The sequence below is a fragment of the Ensifer sp. genome, assembly GCF_035999135.1.
Lineage (GTDB): Bacteria > Pseudomonadota > Alphaproteobacteria > Rhizobiales > Rhizobiaceae > Ensifer.
Genome location: NZ_DASYGZ010000139.1, coordinates 40,008 through 60,216 on the forward strand (window position 1 = coordinate 40,008; position 20,209 = coordinate 60,216).

At 61.6% G+C, this 20,209-nt stretch carries 15 protein-coding genes; 8 read left to right on the top strand and 7 right to left on the bottom strand.

All coding sequences use genetic code 11. The annotated features are described in order from the left end of the window. Window positions 1-60: 60 nt before the first annotated feature. From VGO12_RS16530 to VGO12_RS16540, 3 genes are all read right to left on the bottom strand, one after another. The gene (locus tag VGO12_RS16530; protein WP_327513828.1) at window positions 61-1,272 is read right to left on the bottom strand and encodes a DegT/DnrJ/EryC1/StrS aminotransferase family protein; all 1,212 of its coding nucleotides are present in this window, start codon (window positions 1,270-1,272) and stop codon (window positions 61-63) included. Between the two features lie 38 nt (window positions 1,273-1,310). Beyond that, the gene (locus VGO12_RS16535; protein ID WP_327513829.1) at window positions 1,311-1,994 is read right to left on the bottom strand and encodes a PIG-L deacetylase family protein; all 684 of its coding nucleotides are present in this window, start codon (window positions 1,992-1,994) and stop codon (window positions 1,311-1,313) included. Window positions 1,995-2,101: 107 nt separating this feature from the next. Continuing rightward, on the bottom strand, window positions 2,102-3,436 hold the full coding sequence (locus VGO12_RS16540) for a polysaccharide biosynthesis/export family protein (RefSeq protein WP_327513830.1): 1,335 nt from the start codon (window positions 3,434-3,436) through the stop codon (window positions 2,102-2,104). Between the two features lie 302 nt (window positions 3,437-3,738). Between VGO12_RS16540 and VGO12_RS16545 the strand changes: the two genes are divergently transcribed. Beyond that, window positions 3,739-5,088: a lipopolysaccharide biosynthesis protein gene (locus VGO12_RS16545; protein WP_414650735.1), complete on the top strand. Its 1,350-nt coding sequence runs from the start codon at window positions 3,739-3,741 to the stop codon at window positions 5,086-5,088. A 479-nt stretch (window positions 5,089-5,567) separates the two neighbouring features. On the opposite strand, the gene VGO12_RS16550 is transcribed toward VGO12_RS16545, so the two are convergent. Together VGO12_RS16550 and VGO12_RS16555 are read right to left on the bottom strand one after the other, a co-directional pair. Beyond that, window positions 5,568-7,700 carry an exopolysaccharide transport family protein gene (locus VGO12_RS16550; RefSeq protein WP_327513832.1) on the bottom strand — a complete coding sequence of 711 codons (2,133 nt, stop codon included), beginning with the start codon at window positions 7,698-7,700 and terminating at the stop codon, window positions 5,568-5,570. A 362-nt stretch (window positions 7,701-8,062) separates the two neighbouring features. After that, complete coding sequence (locus tag VGO12_RS16555; RefSeq protein WP_327513833.1) at window positions 8,063-9,514, bottom strand: hypothetical protein; 1,452 nt, start codon at window positions 9,512-9,514, stop codon at window positions 8,063-8,065. Between the two features lie 266 nt (window positions 9,515-9,780). Here VGO12_RS16555 and VGO12_RS16560 point away from each other — a divergent pair, with 266 nt between their 5' ends. Further along, window positions 9,781-10,986 (top strand): glycosyltransferase family 4 protein, encoded by a 1,206-nt coding sequence (locus VGO12_RS16560; RefSeq protein ID WP_327513834.1) that lies wholly within the window; start codon window positions 9,781-9,783, stop codon window positions 10,984-10,986. Between the two features lie 33 nt (window positions 10,987-11,019). Next, window positions 11,020-11,868 carry a sulfotransferase gene (locus tag VGO12_RS16565; RefSeq protein ID WP_327513835.1) on the top strand — a complete coding sequence of 283 codons (849 nt, stop codon included), beginning with the start codon at window positions 11,020-11,022 and terminating at the stop codon, window positions 11,866-11,868. A 10-nt stretch (window positions 11,869-11,878) separates the two neighbouring features. On the opposite strand, the gene VGO12_RS16570 is transcribed toward VGO12_RS16565, so the two are convergent. Together VGO12_RS16570 and VGO12_RS16575 are read right to left on the bottom strand one after the other, a co-directional pair. After that, window positions 11,879-13,081: a TCR/Tet family MFS transporter gene (locus VGO12_RS16570; RefSeq protein WP_327513836.1), complete on the bottom strand. Its 1,203-nt coding sequence runs from the start codon at window positions 13,079-13,081 to the stop codon at window positions 11,879-11,881. Between the two features lie 388 nt (window positions 13,082-13,469). Beyond that, window positions 13,470-14,111, bottom strand: coding sequence for a TetR/AcrR family transcriptional regulator (locus VGO12_RS16575; RefSeq protein ID WP_327513837.1), 642 nt, complete (start codon window positions 14,109-14,111; stop codon window positions 13,470-13,472). 273 nt (window positions 14,112-14,384) lie between these two features. Between VGO12_RS16575 and VGO12_RS16580 the strand changes: the two genes are divergently transcribed. The 5 genes from VGO12_RS16580 (at window position 14,385) to VGO12_RS16600 (ending at window position 20,153) form a co-directional block, all read left to right on the top strand. Beyond that, entirely contained in the window at window positions 14,385-14,948 is a 564-nt protein-coding gene (locus VGO12_RS16580; protein ID WP_327513838.1) for a TRAP transporter small permease, read from the top strand. Between the two features lie 10 nt (window positions 14,949-14,958). After that, window positions 14,959-16,239: a TRAP transporter large permease subunit gene (locus VGO12_RS16585; protein ID WP_327513839.1), complete on the top strand. Its 1,281-nt coding sequence runs from the start codon at window positions 14,959-14,961 to the stop codon at window positions 16,237-16,239. 61 nt (window positions 16,240-16,300) lie between these two features. Continuing rightward, the gene (locus VGO12_RS16590; protein ID WP_327513840.1) at window positions 16,301-17,317 is read left to right on the top strand and encodes a TRAP transporter substrate-binding protein; all 1,017 of its coding nucleotides are present in this window, start codon (window positions 16,301-16,303) and stop codon (window positions 17,315-17,317) included. 60 nt (window positions 17,318-17,377) lie between these two features. Further along, complete coding sequence (locus VGO12_RS16595) at window positions 17,378-18,238, top strand: shikimate dehydrogenase (protein WP_327513841.1); 861 nt, start codon at window positions 17,378-17,380, stop codon at window positions 18,236-18,238. A gap of 28 nt (window positions 18,239-18,266) precedes the next feature. Next, window positions 18,267-20,153 (top strand): bifunctional sugar phosphate isomerase/epimerase/4-hydroxyphenylpyruvate dioxygenase family protein, encoded by a 1,887-nt coding sequence (locus tag VGO12_RS16600; protein WP_327513842.1) that lies wholly within the window; start codon window positions 18,267-18,269, stop codon window positions 20,151-20,153. Window positions 20,154-20,209 lie beyond the last annotated feature (56 nt).

The following is a 20,209-nucleotide window of genomic DNA, read 5'->3' on the forward strand; positions in this document are numbered from 1 at the left end:
CCGTCAACCGAAGCGTCAGCCCCCCATCGGGTCTGCCGCAATGCCCCCAGCGCACAGGATCTAGGCCCGCGCTTCCATTTCCTGCATCGACACCCGGTCACGCCCCATAGCCGGCATGGACGCCGCGCTGACGATCTCGCGCAGGTGGAACGCTGCGCGTTTGACCGCCTCCTCGCTTTGCGCCGGGTCGACCAGGAGCGCGATGCTCGTTTCACCGAGCCGGCGCGCGACCGGGAGCCGTTCCTGGGGTTGCAGTCCGAGATCCGTGAAGCATTTTTCCAGATAGACTTCCGAGCAGCTGCCGGTAAAGCACGGCACACCCGCCGCGTTCATCGCCGCGACAATCCGGTCGCGGTCATATCCGGGTTTCAGCGCCTCGGGTCGCACGAAGGCGTAGTAGCGATAGTAGGCGTGGCGATACCCGCGCGGCAGCCGGGGTTTGCGCAACGCCGCAAGCGTGTCGACCGCCTCGTCGAGGATCGCCGCGTTGCGCGTACGCAAGGCGCGCCATCCCTCGAGGCGTTCAAGTTGTCGCGACCCGAGAACCGCGGACATGGAGGTCATGCGCCAGTTCGTACCGATCGTTTCGTGCAGCCAGCGAAAGCCCGGCGGATGCTCGCGCCGGAAGGCGGCATCATAGGATTTGCCGTGATCCTTGCGGCTCCAGGCCTTTTTCCACAGCGCCTCGTCGTCAAGGGCGATCAACCCGCCCTCGCCGCCCGTCGTGATGATCTTGTCCTGGCAGAAGGAGAAGGCCGCTATATCGCCGAAACTGCCGAGCGGCCGGCCGTCGATCTCGGCACCATGGGCCTGCGCACAATCCTCGATCACCCAGAGCCCCGACCGCCGCGCGAGCGCCATGATCTCCGGCATGTCACAGGGAAAGCCGGCGAGATGAACGGCAATGATGCCTTTCGTCCGACTGGTGATCTTCGGAGCAATCGTCGCCGCACTGATGTTCTGGCTGTTCTCGTCCACGTCGGCAAAAACGGGCACCCCGCCGCAGAAGGAAACACACGATGCGGAGGCGACGAAACTGCGTGGAGTGACGATCACCTCGTCGCCGGCCTCAAGGCCGAGCGCAAAAAGTGCCAATTCGAGTGCAAGGGTACCGTTCGCCAACGCGATGGCGTGGTTTCTTCCGAGCGCGTTGGCATAGGCTTCCTCGAAGGAAGCCACGTGCGGCCCGGTCCAGGCATTCACCTTGCCTGACCTTAAGACCGAAACGACATCTGCTATCTGTTCGTCATCATATACCGGCCACGTCGTCACAGCTTGCTCCCTTGGTCGACGGAAAATTCCGGAGAAATTCAGATCACGTGCCGCACCACCACAAAGGCCTCAGCGGCCGATTTGAGCACGGTTGCGCCACGCAATGTGGCAAGCGCAGTCAGCGTCTCGATGCTGCGCTCATGCGGCGCGGCGCGGACCTGCGACTTGAAGGCCTTCATGGCGGCAAGCTTGCGTTCGACGTGTTCGCTGATGTCGACGAAGACGTTCGGCACGAAACTCGGGGTCACGTAGGGGGCGTTCCAGTTCGTCTCCGACACCGTCTCATAGGCGAGGATCAATGTCGGGTATCCCGGCTGGTGCGGTCTTGCGGCGACCAGCGAGGACAGGAAAATCAGTTGGTGGTCGATGTGCATATCGCCGACAAAGGGGATGAGCAGTGTCTGCGGCGCAATCGAAATTACGAGTTCGAAGAGAGCGGCGTTGAGCGCCGCGTGCGGCGTCTCCGACAGCGCCGCGGCCGGAAAGCCCATCCAGCGCGTTTCCCTGACACCGAGGATCCGGTGTGCCTCGTGCGCCTCGGCCTGCACCGCGACGACGGAGGCACGGTCATAAGCCGGCGGCTTGCCCTCGGTGACCACGGCGGCAAAGACGTCATTGCCTTGCTGCGCAAGCCGCGCCATGGTCCCACCCGCCCCCAGAACTTCATCGTCGGGATGCGGAGCGATGACGAGCGTCCGTCCGAACATCTGCATGAGGCTCATCGCGCCACCTCCGCAAGATCGTCAATCATGCCGCTCAGTCTCGACACGCACGCAAACTCACCCCTCACGCAACTCTCCATCAGCGAAGGATCATCGGGACACCGGCCTCAAAGGCCGGCGATCGAAACAAAAACGACGTCGCCAGGCAGGACCGCGGTCAGGTTCGTGGCCTGGATGCTCTGTCTTGACTTCGTCTCGCCGCGACCGGTCTCACGATCGATCTTGTAAAGGAACGAGACTTCGTCCGGCTTGCGGGCATCAGCGTCGGCGGCAGCCATGAGAGCCATCTGCTCCACGGTCGTTTCGCGCACCGTTTCCAGCTTCTTGAGGGTCGCCTCGCGCTCCTGCAGCAGGGTCAGGATTTCCTTTTCTCGACTGGCCTGCAGCGTCGCCAGCTGGAGCTTCAGGTTTGCAAGCTCGCGGTTCGAGCGCCCGATCTCGGCCACAAGTTCCAGCAGCCGCGATTTTTCGCTCGAGGTCGCCATCTTCACGCGCGAGAGCTCGGATTCCGTGTTCAGCTCTCGCTTTCTGAGTGCAACCGTGCGTTCGACTTCCTGCTCGTTGAGGGCGACCACGTCCTCCTGCTGCGCCTTCAGCTTGTCAAGGATAACCAGGCTCGCTTCGGTCTGCGAGATGCTCTGATTGAGGATTTCGGCCTGGTTCTTCGTCGACACCAGATCGGTCTTCAGGATCTTCTCCTCGATCTCGACAACGGGAGCGACCGACGTCTCGTCAACATACTGCTTCGCGCTTTGCGGCACATCCTTGAGGTCGATCTTGTCCTCGCCTCTCAGCTGCGCATAGAGCCGCGCCGTGTAGACCGCTTCACGCACGATCTCGACATCGGTTTCCTCGATCGTGCCACGCAGCTTCGCGCGGGCAATGATGCGGTCGGCGGGATTGGACATCGCCGATAGCGGACCACCGGCAAGGCCAACCGCCTGCTCGACGGTCAGTCCGGGATAGTAGGGGAACGAGCCCGGCGTCCTCACTTCGCCGAGGATCAGAACCGGGCGGACCGTCACGATGCTGAGCGACAGCTTCGGATCCGTCAGCAGCTGCCGGACCAGATACTCGTCGCGCAGCGCGGCCGTAGCCTCCGGCAGGGTGCGCCCTTCGATCTTCACGGCCCCGATCAGCGGGAAGGCGGCGGCCCCATCGGTGCCGATGGTCAGCGACACCGGTATGTCGGCATCATCGAGAATATCGAACGAGAGGACATCGCCGACGGAAATCCGGTAGGCCGCCGGAGCGGCCAGAGCCGTTACGGGAACGGCCGGGGTCGTGGTGGCGGTGGTCGCGGTCACCGGCGTCCCGGTACTTGGCGCCGAGGCGCTTGCGGTCCCCGCAGCGTCAGCCGGAGACGAAAGCAGCAATGCCGTCGCGACGACGAGAGCAAGACGCGTGAATGCGTGATGGATTGGTTGAGCTGGAAACGTCATGCTTCCCTCTAATGAATAAAATCCGCACTTCGAGAATGGTAAACCGCACCATGAGAAGCGGAATTTAAACTAAGACAATCTGTGAAATTATTTTATAAGGCCTCTGTAAATTCTTTCGATCACTATGATATGCTTCAGACAACAATAACGATTATACAATTTTTAATTGCAATCGCTCAATTAACTCAAACAGATTAGAAACAGACAAACAAAACGCGCACTCCGAGTGAGAACGCCAAAACATACTTTTTATTGTTCCATGAAACAGTCGTAATTGCAACCTCGAAGCAGGATGTAATTTTGTGATATTATTGGAATCACTACTGAAAAAGACCAGAAAATTTCGTGCCGCCTGGCAATCAGAAGCAGACCTCCACGGGCGGCTCAAGAACATCGCACATCTCCTGACCGGGAACTTCGCCAGTGCCTTTATCGGCTTGGCCGGTTTCGCCCTGACCGCCCGCGCGCTCGGCCCGGCCGACTATGGCCTGCTGGCATTGTCGTTCGCCTACACGCGCGGCATCGAGCGGTTTGTCAGTTTCCGCTCGTGGCAGCCGCTGATCAAATATGGGGCCCGGGCGCAGCAGGCAGGAGAGACCGAAGATCTCAAGGCGCTGTTCAAGTTCGGTTTGCTGATCGACCTTGCAACCGCTCTTGCCGGTTGGGGACTGGCGGTGGCGCTGGTCCTGCTCGCCGGGCCGTTCTTCGGCATTTCCGAACAGATGAGCCGCTTCGTACTCATCTACTGCGCGGTCCTGCCTTTCCAGGTTACTGGAATGCCGACGGCCGTCATGCGGCTCTATGGACGCTTCAAGATTGTCGCCTACGGGCAGGTAGCTGCAAGTGTCCTCAGAGCACTCCTGTGTCTCGCCGGCGTCTATTTCGGCTGGGGCCTGTTTGAATTCATGCTTCTTTGGATGGCGTCACAGATCTGCAGCAGCCTGAACCGAACCCTTTGGGCCTTCCGAGAGCTGCGCAAGCAGGGGTTGCGTGGCGTCATGCGGACACCGCTCGGCGATATCAGAAGCCGTTTTCCGGGATTCTGGAGCTTCTCGCTGTCGACCAATCTGGCCCTCATCATCCAGGCCTGCGCATTCGAGTTCGACACGCTTCTCGTCGGCTACCTGGCAGACCCGGGGACGGCGGGCCTTTATCATATCGCCAAGCGCGTCGCCAAGATCGCGCAGCAGGCCGGCGAACAGGTGCAGGCGGTGCTCTACCCGGACCTCTCCCGCGTGTGGGCAACGGAAGGGATCTCCGAGTTCCGCAAGACCGTCAGCCAGACCGGCTGGCTGCTGTTTGTCTTCGGCGTCTGCGCGCTGATCGCTGCGCATCTCTCCATCGAATGGATCCTGCGCATGACGGCAGGTCCCGGGTTCGAGGCGGCTGCGCCGCTCGTGATGGTCCAGTTCGTCGCCGTCATCATCTTTCTGTGCGGCCGAACCCTTTACTCGGCACTGCTTGCCATGGGGCACGAAAAGATTCTTCTCCGAAGCGCCTTTTCCGGCGGCCTGCTTTTCCTCGCCACGGCGACGTTGCTCATCCCGCGCGTCGGCGCGGTCGGCGCCAATGTCGCCCACATCGTCATGTCCGGCGTCTGGTTCGTGCAGATGGCGATTGCCTATCGCCGCGAACTCGCCAGCAGACGGTGACGTCTCGAGATCGCGACGACCGTTCGCACCGTAGCAGCCGACGCGACGCGCGAGCCGCGGGCACCTTCCCGACCACCAATGAAGCGCGACCGCGCGCAGATATCGCCGACAGCGGAGGCGTCGATTGGCCAACGGGACTGGTCGAAGTGGCGACGGTTGACGGACGGCGCCGCGCGTCTGATCGGACGCGCGAAGGCCGCTGTAGGGCTCTGGATTTCTTTCTCTTTTTGCCCTCTAACCGGCGGCGATCAAAGGAAACATCCAGTAGACGTGGCATGTAACCCCGGCGGCCTTGCCAACCAGCCAAGGGAAATCCCGCAATCAGACAGGCTCACTTTCAGGCTGGAGCCAGGACCGCGACGGCGTCGCAGTCGTTTTGTCTCATTGCCGATAAATGCCAAATGAAGAAGCCGCCCCAACGGGCGGCTTGTTCATTCTGGCGCTTGATCGACAGGCTTCGCTCGTCCTCTTCGGATCCGCTATTCGGACCTGTCGCAGTAGTTCATGACACTGCCGAGGATAACCGCGTGGTTCAGCGACAGGCGCTGCTGGACATTGGCGAGCTGGCGGTCGGTGGTGCCGCCGGAATTGCAGACCAGGATGACCGAATCCACATGCGACGCCAGCCAGATCACGCCCTCGTTTTCTTCGACCGATGGCGCATCGACGATGATCAGATCGTAGCTGTCCCTGAGCTCGGCGCACAGCGCGTCCAGGTTCATCAAACCCGGCCGCACGGAAAGGAACTCGAGGTGCGGATAGGCCGGCGACGCCGAAATGCGGCTCTTGATATCGACCTTGCCTTCGAGCGGCGTCGTGATCGCGCTTTCGCTGGTGTCGGCGCCGGCAATGATCGGCGCGCTTTGCGCCGACATGTCGAGATCGATCACAATCGGCCTCAGCCCGTCGATCTTCGCCATCGTGGCCATGCCGAGCGCGACCGTCGTCTTGCCGTCGCCAAGGGCTGGCGAACACAGCATGACCACCTTGCCGCCGGCTTCATGGTCGATGGTCAGCCATGCCATGCAAAGCGTCCGCATCGCGGTGGCGGCGGGCGATTCCGGATTGTTGAGCATGTAGTGATAGAAGGCCGAGGAATTGCGCAGACGCTTGCGCATGTCGGGCACGCTTGCAAGGTTCGGGCGGTTGAGCAGGCGCTCGGCGTCGCGCGGCAGATAGAGCCGGCTTTCCAGCGAGTCCGAGACGATCACGCCGACGACCGCCAGAAGCACGGCACCGATGCTGCCGGCCACGATCACGAGCGTATTGTTGGGAAATGTCGGCTTGGTCGGCACTTCGGCATAGGACGCGATCCTGGCCGTCGGCTTGTACTCGCCACGTTCAGGATTGAGCGCGCCGAGCCGCTGTACGATCTGATCGTAGACCGCCTGTTCCGACTGAAGGTCGCGCACGAGCTCGCGGCGACGAATTTCCGCAAGGTTGCGGCCCTGAACCTTGTCCTGCAGCGAGCTCAGCTCGGCCTGGAACTTCTCTGCGCGCACGGTGGCGACCTTGGCGTCGTTGGCCAGTTCCTGCACGAGGCGGCGGGCCTCGTCGGCAATCATGGTGCGCACGGATTCAAGTTCGTTCGTTGCATCGAGCACGAGCGGATGGTTCTTGCCGAACTTGGCGCCGAGCTGGGCGCGCGTGCGCTCCAGACGCGCCTCTTCGCCGCGCAGCTGATCCAGTTGGGTGGAGGTCAGCGCGCTGCCGGCAATCTTCTTGTCGTCCGAAGATACCAGTTGCTTGGCCTCATTGTACTTCGCAACAGCGCTCGCCTCCTCGACGCGCAATCCGACATACTGCTCGTTGAGCTGCAGCATGCGCGCTCTCAGAACGTCGTCCTGCGGATCGAAGGTCAGGTCGCTGTCGCGCGCAAAGGCGGCGATATCGCGCTCCATGCCGGCGATCCGGGTGGCACTGCTCGACATTTCCCCGCGAAGATAGGACACAGTGTTGTTGGTCGCTTCTTCGGTCGTCTTTGCCGTCCAGGCGAGATATTGCTCGGCGATGGCGTCTGCGATCGTCGCCGCCTTCAGCGGGTTGGATTGCTCCACGCGGATGGTCAACGCCAGGCTCTCGCCGGTACGGGTGACGGTGTAAGCCCCGAGAAGCGTTGATATCGCACGGTTGCGCTGCACGTTTTCCGAGATCAGCCGCTCCTTTTGAACCCCTGACCCCATCCAGCCAAACGCGAATTCGTAAAGGTTGGCGAAGAACGCCTGGAGCATCGTCTCGTGCTCGCTGCGAACCTTCGGAAGATAGGTATTGAAATCAGGGTCATTGACGAGGTTGAGCGCGTCGACGACGACGCCGACGAAAACGCGCGAGCGGATCACGTCCAGCTCGGTTTCCATCACCGAGCGGTCACGTTCCACCTTGCGCAACTCGACCTGCGCCTCGTAGGGGCGGACGTCGTTGCGGTCGAAGACGATGGCCGATACTGCCGTATAGACGCGCGGCAGAAGGGCCGCCGTCAACAACGTGGCAAGCAGCGCCGCACCCAACAGTGAGAAGAAGATCACGCGATATCGTCGGAAAAGCTCCAACAGGTCGCGCACACCGTAGCCACGCGCCGCGGCACGCGCCTCCCGATATTGAACCGCAGGCATCTGCCCCCGCCCGGGAGGCGTGTCGACTTTGCGATCAATGGTCAGCATGAGACCCCTAACGTATATATTTGATTGAAAAAGTTGATTTCAAAGAAATACAGGGAACAGATACGCACACCCACCGCATCGATAGGCAAAGATGCGTCGGGCAAATTTTCACATGGAAATAACATTCAAATTTAGAAAACTATATTATACGAAGACTGGAAGGGCAATAGTGCCTTTTTACCTATGCATTGAACGTCTGCAGCGCCGGGGTTGAAGGCGACCATCGGCATTCAACCCAATTTCACGATCACCTTTCCGGTCGACGGCCGACCATTTGCCAGACGTCGCGACCTCCTTTCGGGCGGGAGCCGAAGCTAGCCCGGATATCGCCCTGCGACACGCTCCTGGGACAGCCACTCCATGAACAGATCAAACCGCGTGCCGTCGCCCGATGACGCCGGTTCCCAGGCATCATTCTTGCCGACGACTCCGCCGAACTTTGCCTCGACGCTGTCGGCCATACCGTCGCCGTCATCGTCGACATAGGGCTGCCCGTCTTCGATGCTGGGGATCTCGCCCGGCTTGATCACCATCCGACCGGCTCCACGCTCGCCCTGCTCGCCCATATCCTTGATCCAGGCGACATCGAGCGCGTCGCGCGGAAAGGCGCCGGACTGGCTGCGGACCTGGTCATAGGCCTCTCCGGCCCCGATGACGGTATCGACGGCGAGCGGGCAAGGCGGACGGGGCACGACGAACTGGGCCGTTCCTGGCGACAGCAGCTGCAATGACTTGGGCGGCGGCGCCCAAAGCTCGTTGCCGCTCTCGTAGATCTGCGGCTCGCCGGCGCTTTTGACATTCTGCCACTTGATTGCGTAGGTCTTTTCGACCGTGCTCGGCCCCGCCTTGAAATAGTTGCCGACATAGGAAATCGGCGTGCCGCCCGGATATTGGGAAAACACCTCGCCCCATTCGGAGCGTGCGTTGTAAAACACGTTGTTGATGATCTCGATGCAGGAACGACCATAATGGTTGTTGTCGGGGTTACGGTCGTTGTTGGAGATGCAGGCATTTTTCCAGAACGTAATGTTCTGCGGCAGCCGCGGGTCGGCGCCAAGCAAGGTGCACTTGCTGTGTTTGATCAGTCCCTCGGCAAAGATCGAGTTCGCGATCGTGATGTCGGTGGTGTTCGAATAGGTGCTGACGTTCTCGTCGGTCGCCCACGACATCGACGTATGGTCGAAATAGACGCGCTGGCTGTTCTCGATGACCGCTGCGTGCACGTTCTTGACGGAGTTGGGCAGCCGCGGACGAATGCGCAGATGCCGGACGATCACGTCATGGGTTTCCTTGGCAACCAGTGGCGTGTGCCGCAGGTCCTCGTTTTCCTGGTCGATCGTCAGCAGTATACCGCCGCCCGGCGCCGTTTGCCCCAGAATGGAGACCGAGTGGTTGTCCTTGCCGATCACCAGCGAGGACTTGAGGTTGATGACGCCCGCCACGCGAAAGATGCAGTTTCTCGCGCCGGCCGCCTCGATGCATTCGCGCAATGTGCCCGGACCAGAATCCTCCAGGCTTGTGACTTCAATGATGCGCCCCCCGCGGCCGCCCTGGGCCATCTTTCCGTGCCCCTCGGCCCCAGGGAACGCGACCGTTTCCGCATAGGCAGACAGGGGAGAGAGAGAGGAAAGCGCAGCCAGCGCGAACGCCGCGCTGAGGCGGGACGAGCCGCGCATGCGCGCCTTGGGCGCAGAATATGGATCGGCAAAGGCAATCGACCGCGTCACGTTTCGCAAGACGCGCAGCATGGAAATTCTGATGGGCATTCGTCACTCCCAAAGCCCTTTGGCCAGGCCCCGCTCCAGAAGCTTTCAACGCTTGTGCAGGGCAATTCGCTTGGCCCTCAAATCAATCAAAAGAATATTTTTATCGCAATGCGGGGCGAAGCTTTCCACTTTTGTTATATTTCGTCAATTCGTTTTATCTTCATCACCCGAAATAGGTATATAAACACCGAAAACAGCCTCTAGCAGCGAGAATAAGACGGCGCTATAGTTTTGCCATATTTAGTTTACTTTCGGGACCTCATTTCGTGTCTCAAAAAGCAATAACCGTCGGATTTCCATTTTCGGGTGATGATATCGGTGGGAGCCACATCTCGGCACTCAACCTTATCGCGTCTTTCGACAGGGAGCGCATCAACCCGATTGTCTTTGTCCATCATCCGCGCAAGGCGCTCTCCAGATACCTCGACGAGCACAGGATCGACTATGTTTCGATCGAGGACATCGACGTCCTCTCGCCACAGCGCGATCGGGGCCTTGGGCGGCAATCCTACTCGGCACTGCGCTATCCGATCTCGATGATGAAGATCATCCGGCTGTTGCGCGATCACCGCATCGACATCGTGCACACCAATGACGGCGCGATCCATACGACCTGGGCGCTGCCCACCTATCTCGCCGGCGCAAAACTTCTATGGCACCACCGTGGAGATCCGAGGGCCAGGGCCGTCAACGTGCTCGCTCCGCTCCTTGCCAAGCATGTGGTCACGGTCTCGAAGTTCGCGCAGCCGGCAAAACCGCTGCTGCCGCTGAAGGGCCGGCTCTCGGTGCTGCACAGCCCGTTCAAACACCCGGAGCAGACCCCAGATCGCGAGGAATGCCGGCTGGCGCTGGTGCGCGAACTCGGCCTGCCGGAAAAAACACGGTTCGTCGGCTATTTCGGCCTCCTCAACGAGCGCAAGCGGCCGCTTCGCTTCGTGGAGGCCGTGCATGCCTTTCAGCAGAGCAATCCGGATTTTCCGGTCGCCGGCCTGCTTTTCGGCACGCCCGAACAGGCAGGCCCGAGGCTCGACCTCGACACCGCCGAACGGGCACGTGCGCTCGGGATCGCCGACAAGATCCACCTGATGGGTTTCCGCCACCCCGTCGCGCCCTATATGTGTGGGGTCGACATCCTCCTCGTTCCGGCCATGAGCGAGCCTTTCGGCCGGACCCTCATCGAAGCGATGATGTACGGCACGCCTGTCATCGCCACGAACCACGGTGGAAACCCAGAGGCGATCGAGGACAACGTCACCGGGTTTCTCGTCGAACCGGAAAATCCCGGGGCTTTCGTCGCTCCGATGGAGCGCCTGCTCAAGGATCGCGACGAATGGCAGCGCATCAGCGAGCGGGCGCGCACGTCGACGCTCGCCGCCTATGGCATCAAACCCCATGTCGACGGCATCGTCAGCATCTATCAGCGTATTCTCGGACGAAAGCCGCCAGACGTCGCAACTCAACGCGCCCACTGACAGCTTGATCCCAGCGCAAAGAAAGAGACCGCCATGCAGCTTGCGGATATCGACTTCCTGATCATCGGCGCCGCCAAGAGCGCCACCACCTGGCTGCAGCAGTCGCTGCAACAGAACCCCGCCGTCTACATGCCCGATCCCGAACTGCATTACTTCAGCCGGAACCACGACAAGGGCGACAGCTGGTATCTGGCGCAATTTGATCCGCAGCCGGGCCAATCGATCGTCGGGGAGAAATCCAACTCCTATCTCGACGAGCCGGAAGCGGCCGCGCGCATCAAGAAAGCGCTGCCCCAGGCGCGCCTGATCGCACAGCTTCGAAATCCGGTCGATCGCGCGTATTCCGACTATTGCATGCTTTACCGCCGTGGCGAGGTCGGCAGAGACATCACCAGATACCTGGATCCGCGCCAGGCCGGCGGCGGCCGTTTTCTTCTGGGCGGTCTCTACTGCCGCCAACTGGAAGCCTATCTGGACCTGTTTCCGGCCGAAAACCTGCAAGTCTTGCTCTTCGAGAACATTCGCCGCGACCCTCAGGGCCATCTCGATGCGGTCAGCGATTTCCTCAGGCTCCCGTCCGGGCTGAAACCGGTCGTCAACAAGGTGAAGGACAAGACGGTGCCTGTGGTGCCGCCGACCCTGCGCCGGCTGTTTCGGCCGCTGAAACCGATCGTCGCGCCGTTCCGCGACAACCCCGTGGCCAAGGGACTTCGCTCCATGATCGCCCGGGAACTGGACTACGTGCCGCTGCCGAGCGATCTGCGCAATCGCCTGATCGACTTCTACGGACCGGAGACGGAGCGGCTGGGAGCACTGATGAAGCAGGATCTTTCGGCTTGGCTCAATGCCGCTTCAAGCAGCGGGGCTCGCCCCGCTGCTTGAAGCGTGTCGGCTAGCTTTCGTCGGCCCGCGCAAACCGCAATCCAAGAACGAGCGGCACGGCCAGGAGATAGACGGCAACGACCGATAACCAGAGCGCTCCCGGCCACTCGTGCCTGACGACGAGGTAGACACTCGAGAACACCAGTGGCGCGACGATAGACGCCAGGCTTATTGCCGAAGCCAGCACACCCTGGAATTGACCTTGCCGGCTCTCATCGACCTGCCGGGTCGCCAGCGATTGCAGAGCCGGCGCGCCGATGCCGCCGAGTGCGAAGACCGGCATGATCGCAAAGACCATCCAGCCTTGCGTGGCGAACGCCATGACGATCAAACCGACGCAGGCGCTTGCGACACCCGCGAGAACCGCACCGCGCTCGCCCAGATGCGTCACCGCCGGCCCAGGAAGGAACGCCTGCACCAGGGTCTGGCAGACACCGAACGCCCCGAGCGAAAGGCCGATCCAGGTGCCGCTCCAGTGAAAGCTGTCACCGCCCCACAGCGCCCAGCAGGTGCCGTAGGCTTCGCCGGTCGCGCTGAAGATGACGAACAGGGCGACGATCGGCAGCAAGCGTTTCGTCGAAAACGCCCACCTGAGGGGCCGCAACGGATTGAGCTCCGAAAGCACGCCCTTCGCCGCGCCGGCCTTACGCGATTCCGGCAGCATGACGGCGGCCAGCAGGAGATTGCCGGCGTTCAGCGCCGCTGCCGCGAGAAATGGCAGCCGCACCCCGTAATCGCCAAGCGTGCCGCCAAGAACGGGGCCGATGATGAAGCCCGCGCCGAACATGGCGTTGAACAGCCCGAAGCGGCGTGCACGCTTGTCCTGTGGCGATATGTCGGTGATGTAAGCCGTCGCCACCGACATGTTGGCGCTGGTCAGGCCGGCGATCGCCCGCCCGATGAACAGCATCGCGAGCGTGGGAGCAAAGGCCAGAAACAGGTAGTTGATCGCAGCGCCTCCGAGCGAGATCAAAAGTACGGTTCGGCGACCGAGGCGATCGCTGAGCGCGCCGAGCACCGGCGCGAAGATGAACTGCATGACGGCATAAAGTGCCGTCATCGCGCCGATATAGGGCGCGACGTCGTTCGCCTTCGTAACCTCCTTGAGGAGCGCAGGCAGGATCGGGAAGATCAGGCCGATGCCAACGGCATCAAGCACGATGGCGGTAAAGATGACGATGAGGGGTTTGTTTGACGTCAGGGGTGTGGTCATAGCACGCTCCGATAGACGCGACCATGCTGACGCCGAGGCGCCAATAGCTCGCGATCGAGGGCTGACGGACGGTCAGCCGATGAATTTTCTTAAGTTTTGGGAGACGCTGGCCGATCCGCGCTGAAACTCGCCCGGATGGCATGTGCTCGACCGCCTGGACGCCAATTCGTCCACCTGTTTACTCCGCCACTGAGCGGATCAAGGGAAGCGGTCGCTTTTCGCGACGGGAAACTCTTACGCCAGATCCGACCGCGGGACAAGCATCCCGTTGCTCAGCCTCGCCCGTTCGAGGCCAACCGGTGGCGATGTCCGAATTCGGGCGGCCGGCCTCGCGGATGCTGTCTTCCGGATGAGGGCGCGCACTTGCCGGCCTCCGACACCCTGGCTTTCAGATTGCGGTCAGATAGCGAATGACAGCGTCCGCGATCATGCCCTTGTGGCGTGCCATGGTCTCCGTGTCCGAAAGGTCGCGCCGGAAGATGGTGCCGAAGGTGTAGCGGTTGGACACACGGAAAAAGCAGAAGGCGCTGATCATCATGTGGATGTCGATGGGATCGGCTTCACGCCGGAAGACACCTTCAGCCACGCCACGTTCCAGAATTCCGGCAATCGTCTCGATCACCGAAACATTGAGGTCGCGGATCGCATCGGAACGCATCATGTGGGCCGCATGGTGGATGTTTTCGATACTGACCAGACGAACGAAATCCGGATTGGCTTCGTCGTGATCGAAGGTCGTTGCGATCAGTCGGCGAAGCGCCTCTTCCGGCGGCAGGTTGCCCAGATGCAGATCCTCCTCGAGCGTGCGGATCTTGCGATACGAACGTTCGAGCACAGCGAGATAGAGCCCCTCCTTGCTGCCGAAGTAGTAATAAATCATCCGCTTTGACGTGCGCGTGCGTTCGGCAATCGCATCGACTCGCGCCCCGGCAAGCCCGTGGGTCGAGAACTCCTCGGTTGCGACGATGAGGATATCCTCCTGCGTTCGCTGCGGATCGTTCTTCCTGCCATTTTCCGGGCGTGCAGCCATGTCCTCGCGGAGACCCCTCTATTTCATTGTTTTTGAACAGAAACTCCGTTCAGAATCAATTTTCGGAGAGCCGTTTCCTCCTTCTCCCCGCTTCAGTCTTATTGAGCTTGACGGGCACTTTCAAGACGGCGGCGCTTGACATTCGAACTAGTTAGTACATTTTGAAGAGGCGTCCCGGCGGCTTGGAGGAGCAGTCGCGGCGCATGTCTTTCGCAACCCTCGCGCACCATCCCGATGGTACGTTTGCCGGATGCGACAGACCGGGAGGACACAATGATCAGGGCAGTCGATTTCTGTTTTTTCCTGTTGAAGGCAGCGATGGCGCTGTTGCTGGCCGGCATGGTGCTGCTGGTCTTCGGCAATGTCGTGCTTCGCTATGCCTTCAACACCGGCATCACCGTATCCGAAGAGTTGTCGCGGCTCTTTTTCGTCTGGCTCACCTTCCTCGGTGCCGTCGTGGCGATGCGCGAGCATGGCCATCTCGGCATGGATTCGTTGCTGCGCCGGCTGCCGCCCAATGGCGCGCGCGTCGCCGCTCTCATCGGTCATCTGCTGATGCTCTGGGCCACGTGGTTGATGATCAGCGGCAGTTGGGTGCAGACGATGATCAACCTCAACGTTTCGGCGCCTGCGACCGGCATTTCCATGGGGGTCTTCTATGGCGCCGGCCTCGCCTTTGGCGTGCCTGCCTTCCTGATCATTCTCGTCGACATGTACGCAATCGCGACCGGCCGCGTCGATATCCGGACCGCCGGGTTCGTGCGCGACAGCGAGGAACTTTCAACTCTCGATGATCACGTCGAGCCGCAGCTTGCGGCACCGACGACGAAACGCTGAGGAGCGCGCCATGACGGTCACCATCTTCCTCGGCGCCCTGCTTGGACCCATGGCGCTCGGCGTTCCGATCGCCTTCGCACTCATCATCAGCGGCGTTGCGCTGATGGTCTATCTCGGCCTGTTCGACGCCCAGATCGTGGCGCAGAACGTGCTGAACGGAGCCGACAGCTTCCCGCTGATGGCCGTTCCCTTCTTCATGCTTGCCGGCGAAGTGATGAACGCCGGCGGACTTTCGCGCCGGATCGTCAACCTCGCCATGGTCATGGTCGGACATATCCGTGGCGGTCTCGGCTTCGTCGCAATCTTCGCGGCCTGTGTCATGGCCAGCCTTTCCGGCTCGGCGGTCGCCGATGCTGCGGCGCTTGGATCCTTGCTGCTGCCGATGATGCTGAAGTCCGGTCACGATCCGGCCCGCGCCGGCGGCCTGCTCGCATCGGCCTCGATCATCGGCCCGATCATTCCACCGTCGATCGGCTTCATCCTCTTCGGCGTCGTCGGCGGCGTCTCGATCACGAAGCTGTTTCTCGCCGGCATCGTTCCGGGCCTGATGATCGGCGCAGCGCTCTGTGTCACCTGGCTGATCGTCTCGCGCAAGGAACAGTTCGTCCTGCCGCCGCGACAGGGCGGCGCCGAACGGATCAAGGCTCTGGTCGACAGTGTCTGGGCCTTGCTTTTGCCGCTGATCATCGTCGTCGGCCTGAAGTTCGGCGTCTTCACGCCGACGGAAGCTGGCGTCGTCGCCGCGGTCTATTCGCTTTTCGTGTCGATGGTGATCTACCGCGAACTGCCGCCGTCGAAGCTGTTCGAGGTCTTCGTGTCGGCCGCCAAGATCACGGCGATCGTCATGTTCCTCGTTGCCTGCGCTGCCGTTTCGGCTTGGCTGATTACGGTTGCCGATGTGCCCGGCGACCTCGTGCGCCTGCTCGAACCGCTGATGGACAACCAGACGCTGCTTCTGCTTGCGATCATGGTGCTGGTGGTCGTGATCGGCACGGCGATGGATATGACGCCAACCATCCTGATCATGACGCCGGTGCTGATGCCGATCGTCAAACAGGCGGGCATCGATCCGGTCTATTTCGGCGTGCTGTTCATCATCAACAATTCCATCGGCCTGATCACGCCGCCGGTCGGCACGGTGCTCAACGTCATCTGCGGCGTGTCGAAGCTGAAGATGGAAGACCTGATGAAGGGCGTCATGCCCTTCCTGATTGCCGAACTGATCGTGCTTCTGCTTCTCGTCCTGTTCCCCGCACTGGTGATGACACCGGTCGCCTGGTTCAGCCGGTAGGCACGCCGCTCAGAACAAATCAACCGGCCGGCGGGAGACCCGGCCCACATGGGAGGAAAGCATGTTGAACCGACTGATGAAGTTGACCCTCGGCCTTGCCGTGCCGCTTGCCTTGCTGGCGGCCGGCCCGTCTGCGGCCGAAATCCGAGAGCACCAGCTCAAATTCGCCTCCGCCAACAACAAGGGTCATCCGCAGGTGACCGGCATGGAGAAGTTCGCCGAACTGGTGAAGGACAAGAGCGGCGGCAAGATCGAAATCAAGCTCTTCCCGGGCGGTGTTCTCGGTGGCGACGTCCAGACCGTCTCTGCCCTACAGGGCGGTGTCATCGAGATGACCGTGCTCAACGCCGGCATCCTTGCCGGCAACGTCAAGCAGTTCGGCGCCGTCGACCTGCCTTTCCTTTTCAACAGCGGTGAAGAAGCCGACAAGGTGATGGACGGTCCCTTCGGCACGGGCCTGATGCAGCTTCTGCCCGATACCGGGCTTGTCGGTCTTGCCTATTGGGAGCTCGGCTTTCGCAATCTCACCAACAACCGCCACGCGGTCACCTCGCTTGATGACATCAAGGGCCTGAAGATCCGCACCATCCAGTCGCCGATCCCGATCGAGCTCTTCAACGCGCTCGGCGCCAACGCGGTGCCGCTCCCCTACACCGAACTCTACACGGCGCTCGAAACCGGCACGGTCGACGGCCAGGAAAACCCCGCCGCCAACATCCTCAATGCGAAGTTCTACGAAGTCCAGAAGTACATGACCGTGACCCGGCACCAGTACAACCCGCAGATCGTCTTGATCAGCAAAAAGTTCTGGGACGGTCTGAACGACGAGGAGAAGGGCGTGCTTCAGGCGGCTGCGACCGAGGCACGCGACTACCAGCGTCAGGTGTCGCGCGACCTCGACAAGAAGGCAATCGACGAGATCAAGGCCACCGGCATGCAGGTCGACGAACTCTCGGCCGAGGAAACCCAGAAGTTCCGCGAAGCGGTCAAGCCGATGATCGAGAAGTTCACGGCCGAGATCGGATCCGACACCGTCAATTCGCTCTTCAAGGAACTGAACGCCGTTCGCGGCAACTGACACTTATTGCCGCCCGCCAACACGCGGGCGGCCCTCTTGGCGTCGACGAAGGCTTTGACCATGACCGAGACAATGCTCAAACCGATAAGGGCCGGATTGATCGGCGCCGGGATCAAGGCTTCGCTCACGCCCGCGATGCACATGCGTGAGGGCGCGGCACAGGGGCTTGAATACGCCTATGAGCTGATCGACCTCAACGAGACCGGCATGACCAGCGCCGATCTGCCTGCCCTGCTTGCGGACGCCGAAGCCCGCGGCCTCTGCGGTCTCAACATCACCCACCCTTGCAAACAGGACATCCTTCCCTGTCTCGACGCGCTTTCTGCGGAAGCCCGCGCGCTCGGAGCGGTCAATACCGTCGTGCTGCGCAACGGCCGCCGGATCGGTCACAATACCGACTGGTGGGGCTTTGCCGAGAGCTTCCGTCGCGGGCTGGCTGACGCCGATCTCGGCTCCGCGGTTCAGCTGGGCGCCGGCGGTGCAGGCGCCGCGACCGCCTACTCGATCCTGTCGCTCGGGCTGCGGTCACTGACCGTCTTTGACCGGGAGCGCGCACGGGCAGACGCGCTTGCCGCATCCCTGTCGCCCCTCTTCCCGCAAGCGCGCATCAGCACCGGGTCCGATCTTGCTGCCGCGATGGGCGATGCCGACGGTCTGATCCACGCGACGCCGACGGGCATGGCGAAATATCCGGGACTGCCCCTGCCCGTCGGCCTCCTGCAGCCGCGCCACTGGGTGGCCGAAATCGTCTACTTCCCGCTTCAGACGGACCTCTTGAAACTGGCGCGCGAACGCGGATGCCGCACGCTCGACGGCGGCGGCATGGCGGTATTCCAGGCCGTCGGCGCATTCGAACTTTTCACCGGCCGCAAGCCGGACGCCGATCGCATGCTTGCCCATTTCCAGGCGCTCACCGCCTGATCCTTCGACCAAACGGAAGGGATGAACCATGAAGACCTCGATCGCCACCGTGTCCTTGAGCGGCGACCTGCGCGACAAGCTCGCGGCCATTGCCAAGGCGGGCTTCGACGGCGTCGAGATCTTCGAAAACGATTTCCTCGTCTTTGACGAGAGCCCGCGCCAGGTCGGACGCATGGTGCGCGACCACGGGCTGGAGATCACGCTCTTTCAGCCGTTCCGCGACTTCGAGGGCATGCCCGAACCTCTGCGCAGCCGCACGTTTGATCGCGCCGAGCGGAAATTCGATCTGATGCAGGAACTGGGCACGGATCTGGTTCTTGTCTGCTCCAATGTTTCAAGTGCGGCCCTCGGCGGCATCGACCGTGCGGCAGCGGACTTTCACGAACTGGGCGAGCGCGCGGCAAGGCGGGGTTTGCGCGTCGGCTACGAGGCGCTTGCCTGGGGGCGACATATCAACGACCACCGCGACGCCTGGGAGATCGTCCGCCGGGCCGACCACCCGAATATCGGCCTCATCCTCGACAGCTTCCACACGCTGTCGCGCAGGATCGACGTCAACTCGATCCGCTCCATCCCCAAGGAGAAGATCTTCATCATCCAGCTGGCGGACGCGCCGCTGATCGATATGGACCTGCTCTACTGGAGCCGTCACTTCCGCAACATGCCCGGCGAAGGCGACCTGCCGGTGCTTGCCTTCATGGAAGCGGTCGCGGCGACCGGCTATGACGGCTACCTTTCGCTCGAGATCTTCAACGACCAGTTCCGCGGCGGATCGCCGTCGGCGATCGCCGTCGACGGGCAGCGCTCGCTCGTCTATCTCGGCGATCAGGTCAGGCGCGCCTTTCCCGGGTGCGCCGTCGGTGCTGCGGAGATGCCGGGGCGCAGCACCGTCAAGAACGCTGCCTTCATCGAGTTCGCGGTCGACGAAAGCGAGGCGCCCGGGCTCATCGGCCTGATCGAAACATTGGGCTTCCGAAAAGTCGCCAAACACAGGACAAAGAACGTCGCCGTGTTCAAACAGGGCGGCGTGCGGCTTGTCGTCAACACCGACGATCGCGGCTTTGCCGGCTCTTCCTATCTGGTGCACGGGACGTCGGCCTACGCCATGGGGCTTCTGGTCGACGACGCTGAAGCCGCGCTGGCCAGGGCTGTCGCGCTCGGCGCGGAGCGGTTCCAGCAACCGCTCGATCCGGGTGAAATCGAGATGCCGGCCGTGCGCGGCGTCGGCGGTGGCATCGTCTACTTTCTCGACGAGACAAGCGCCCTTGCTGACATCTGGACGATGGAGTTCGACCCCATCGATGCTGGAGGCCAGTCGCCCGCCGGCCTCGTCGCCATCGATCACATCGCGCAGACGATGAACTACGACGAACTCTTGACCTGGCTGCTGTTCTACACCTCGATCTTCAAGGCCGAAAAGACACCGGTCGTCGACATCGTCGACCCATCCGGCATCGTGCGCAGCCAGGTCGTCGAGAACGCTGAGGGCACGCTGCGCATCACCATGAATGGCGCAGAGAACCGCAACACGCTCGCCGGTCGCTTCATTGCCGAGACGTTCGGCTCCGGTATCCAGCATATCGCCTTTCGCACGGACGACATCTTCGCGACCGCCGAAGCGCTCAGAAAGAACGGCTTCGTTTCGCTGGCGATCTCGCCCAATTACTATGACGATCTCGAGGCGCGTTTCGGCCTCGACGCCGGCCTGTGCGAACGTTTGAAATACGACAACATCCTCTATGACCGCGATGATGCGGGCGAATATTTCCAGCTCTACAGTCCAACCTACGGGGAAGGCCTCTTCTTCGAAATCGTCGAGCGGCGTGGTTACAGGGGCTACGGCGCGGCCAACGCCATCTTCCGGATCGCCGCCCTTCGCAAACATCTACGGCCGATGGGAATGCCCGAGGTCTAGACCGCGCCAATCTCTGCCGTGAGCGACCTCGACCAATAACATGAGATTTAAACTCC

Coding starts and splice junctions, on each gene's coding strand:
- VGO12_RS16575 (WP_327513837.1), bottom strand. CDS start 14,111: ATGGCTGCACGCCCGGAAAATGGCAGGAAGAACGATCCGCAGCGAACG.
- VGO12_RS16565 (WP_327513835.1), top strand. CDS start 11,020: ATGCAGCTTGCGGATATCGACTTCCTGATCATCGGCGCCGCCAAGAGC.
- VGO12_RS16590 (WP_327513840.1), top strand. CDS start 16,301: ATGTTGAACCGACTGATGAAGTTGACCCTCGGCCTTGCCGTGCCGCTT.
- VGO12_RS16580 (WP_327513838.1), top strand. CDS start 14,385: ATGATCAGGGCAGTCGATTTCTGTTTTTTCCTGTTGAAGGCAGCGATG.
- VGO12_RS16585 (WP_327513839.1), top strand. CDS start 14,959: ATGACGGTCACCATCTTCCTCGGCGCCCTGCTTGGACCCATGGCGCTC.
- VGO12_RS16535 (WP_327513829.1), bottom strand. CDS start 1,994: ATGAGCCTCATGCAGATGTTCGGACGGACGCTCGTCATCGCTCCGCAT.
- VGO12_RS16570 (WP_327513836.1), bottom strand. CDS start 13,081: ATGACCACACCCCTGACGTCAAACAAACCCCTCATCGTCATCTTTACC.
- VGO12_RS16540 (WP_327513830.1), bottom strand. CDS start 3,436: ATGACGTTTCCAGCTCAACCAATCCATCACGCATTCACGCGTCTTGCT.
- VGO12_RS16595 (WP_327513841.1), top strand. CDS start 17,378: ATGACCGAGACAATGCTCAAACCGATAAGGGCCGGATTGATCGGCGCC.
- VGO12_RS16555 (WP_327513833.1), bottom strand. CDS start 9,514: ATGCCCATCAGAATTTCCATGCTGCGCGTCTTGCGAAACGTGACGCGG.
- VGO12_RS16550 (WP_327513832.1), bottom strand. CDS start 7,700: ATGCCTGCGGTTCAATATCGGGAGGCGCGTGCCGCGGCGCGTGGCTAC.
- VGO12_RS16600 (WP_327513842.1), top strand. CDS start 18,267: ATGAAGACCTCGATCGCCACCGTGTCCTTGAGCGGCGACCTGCGCGAC.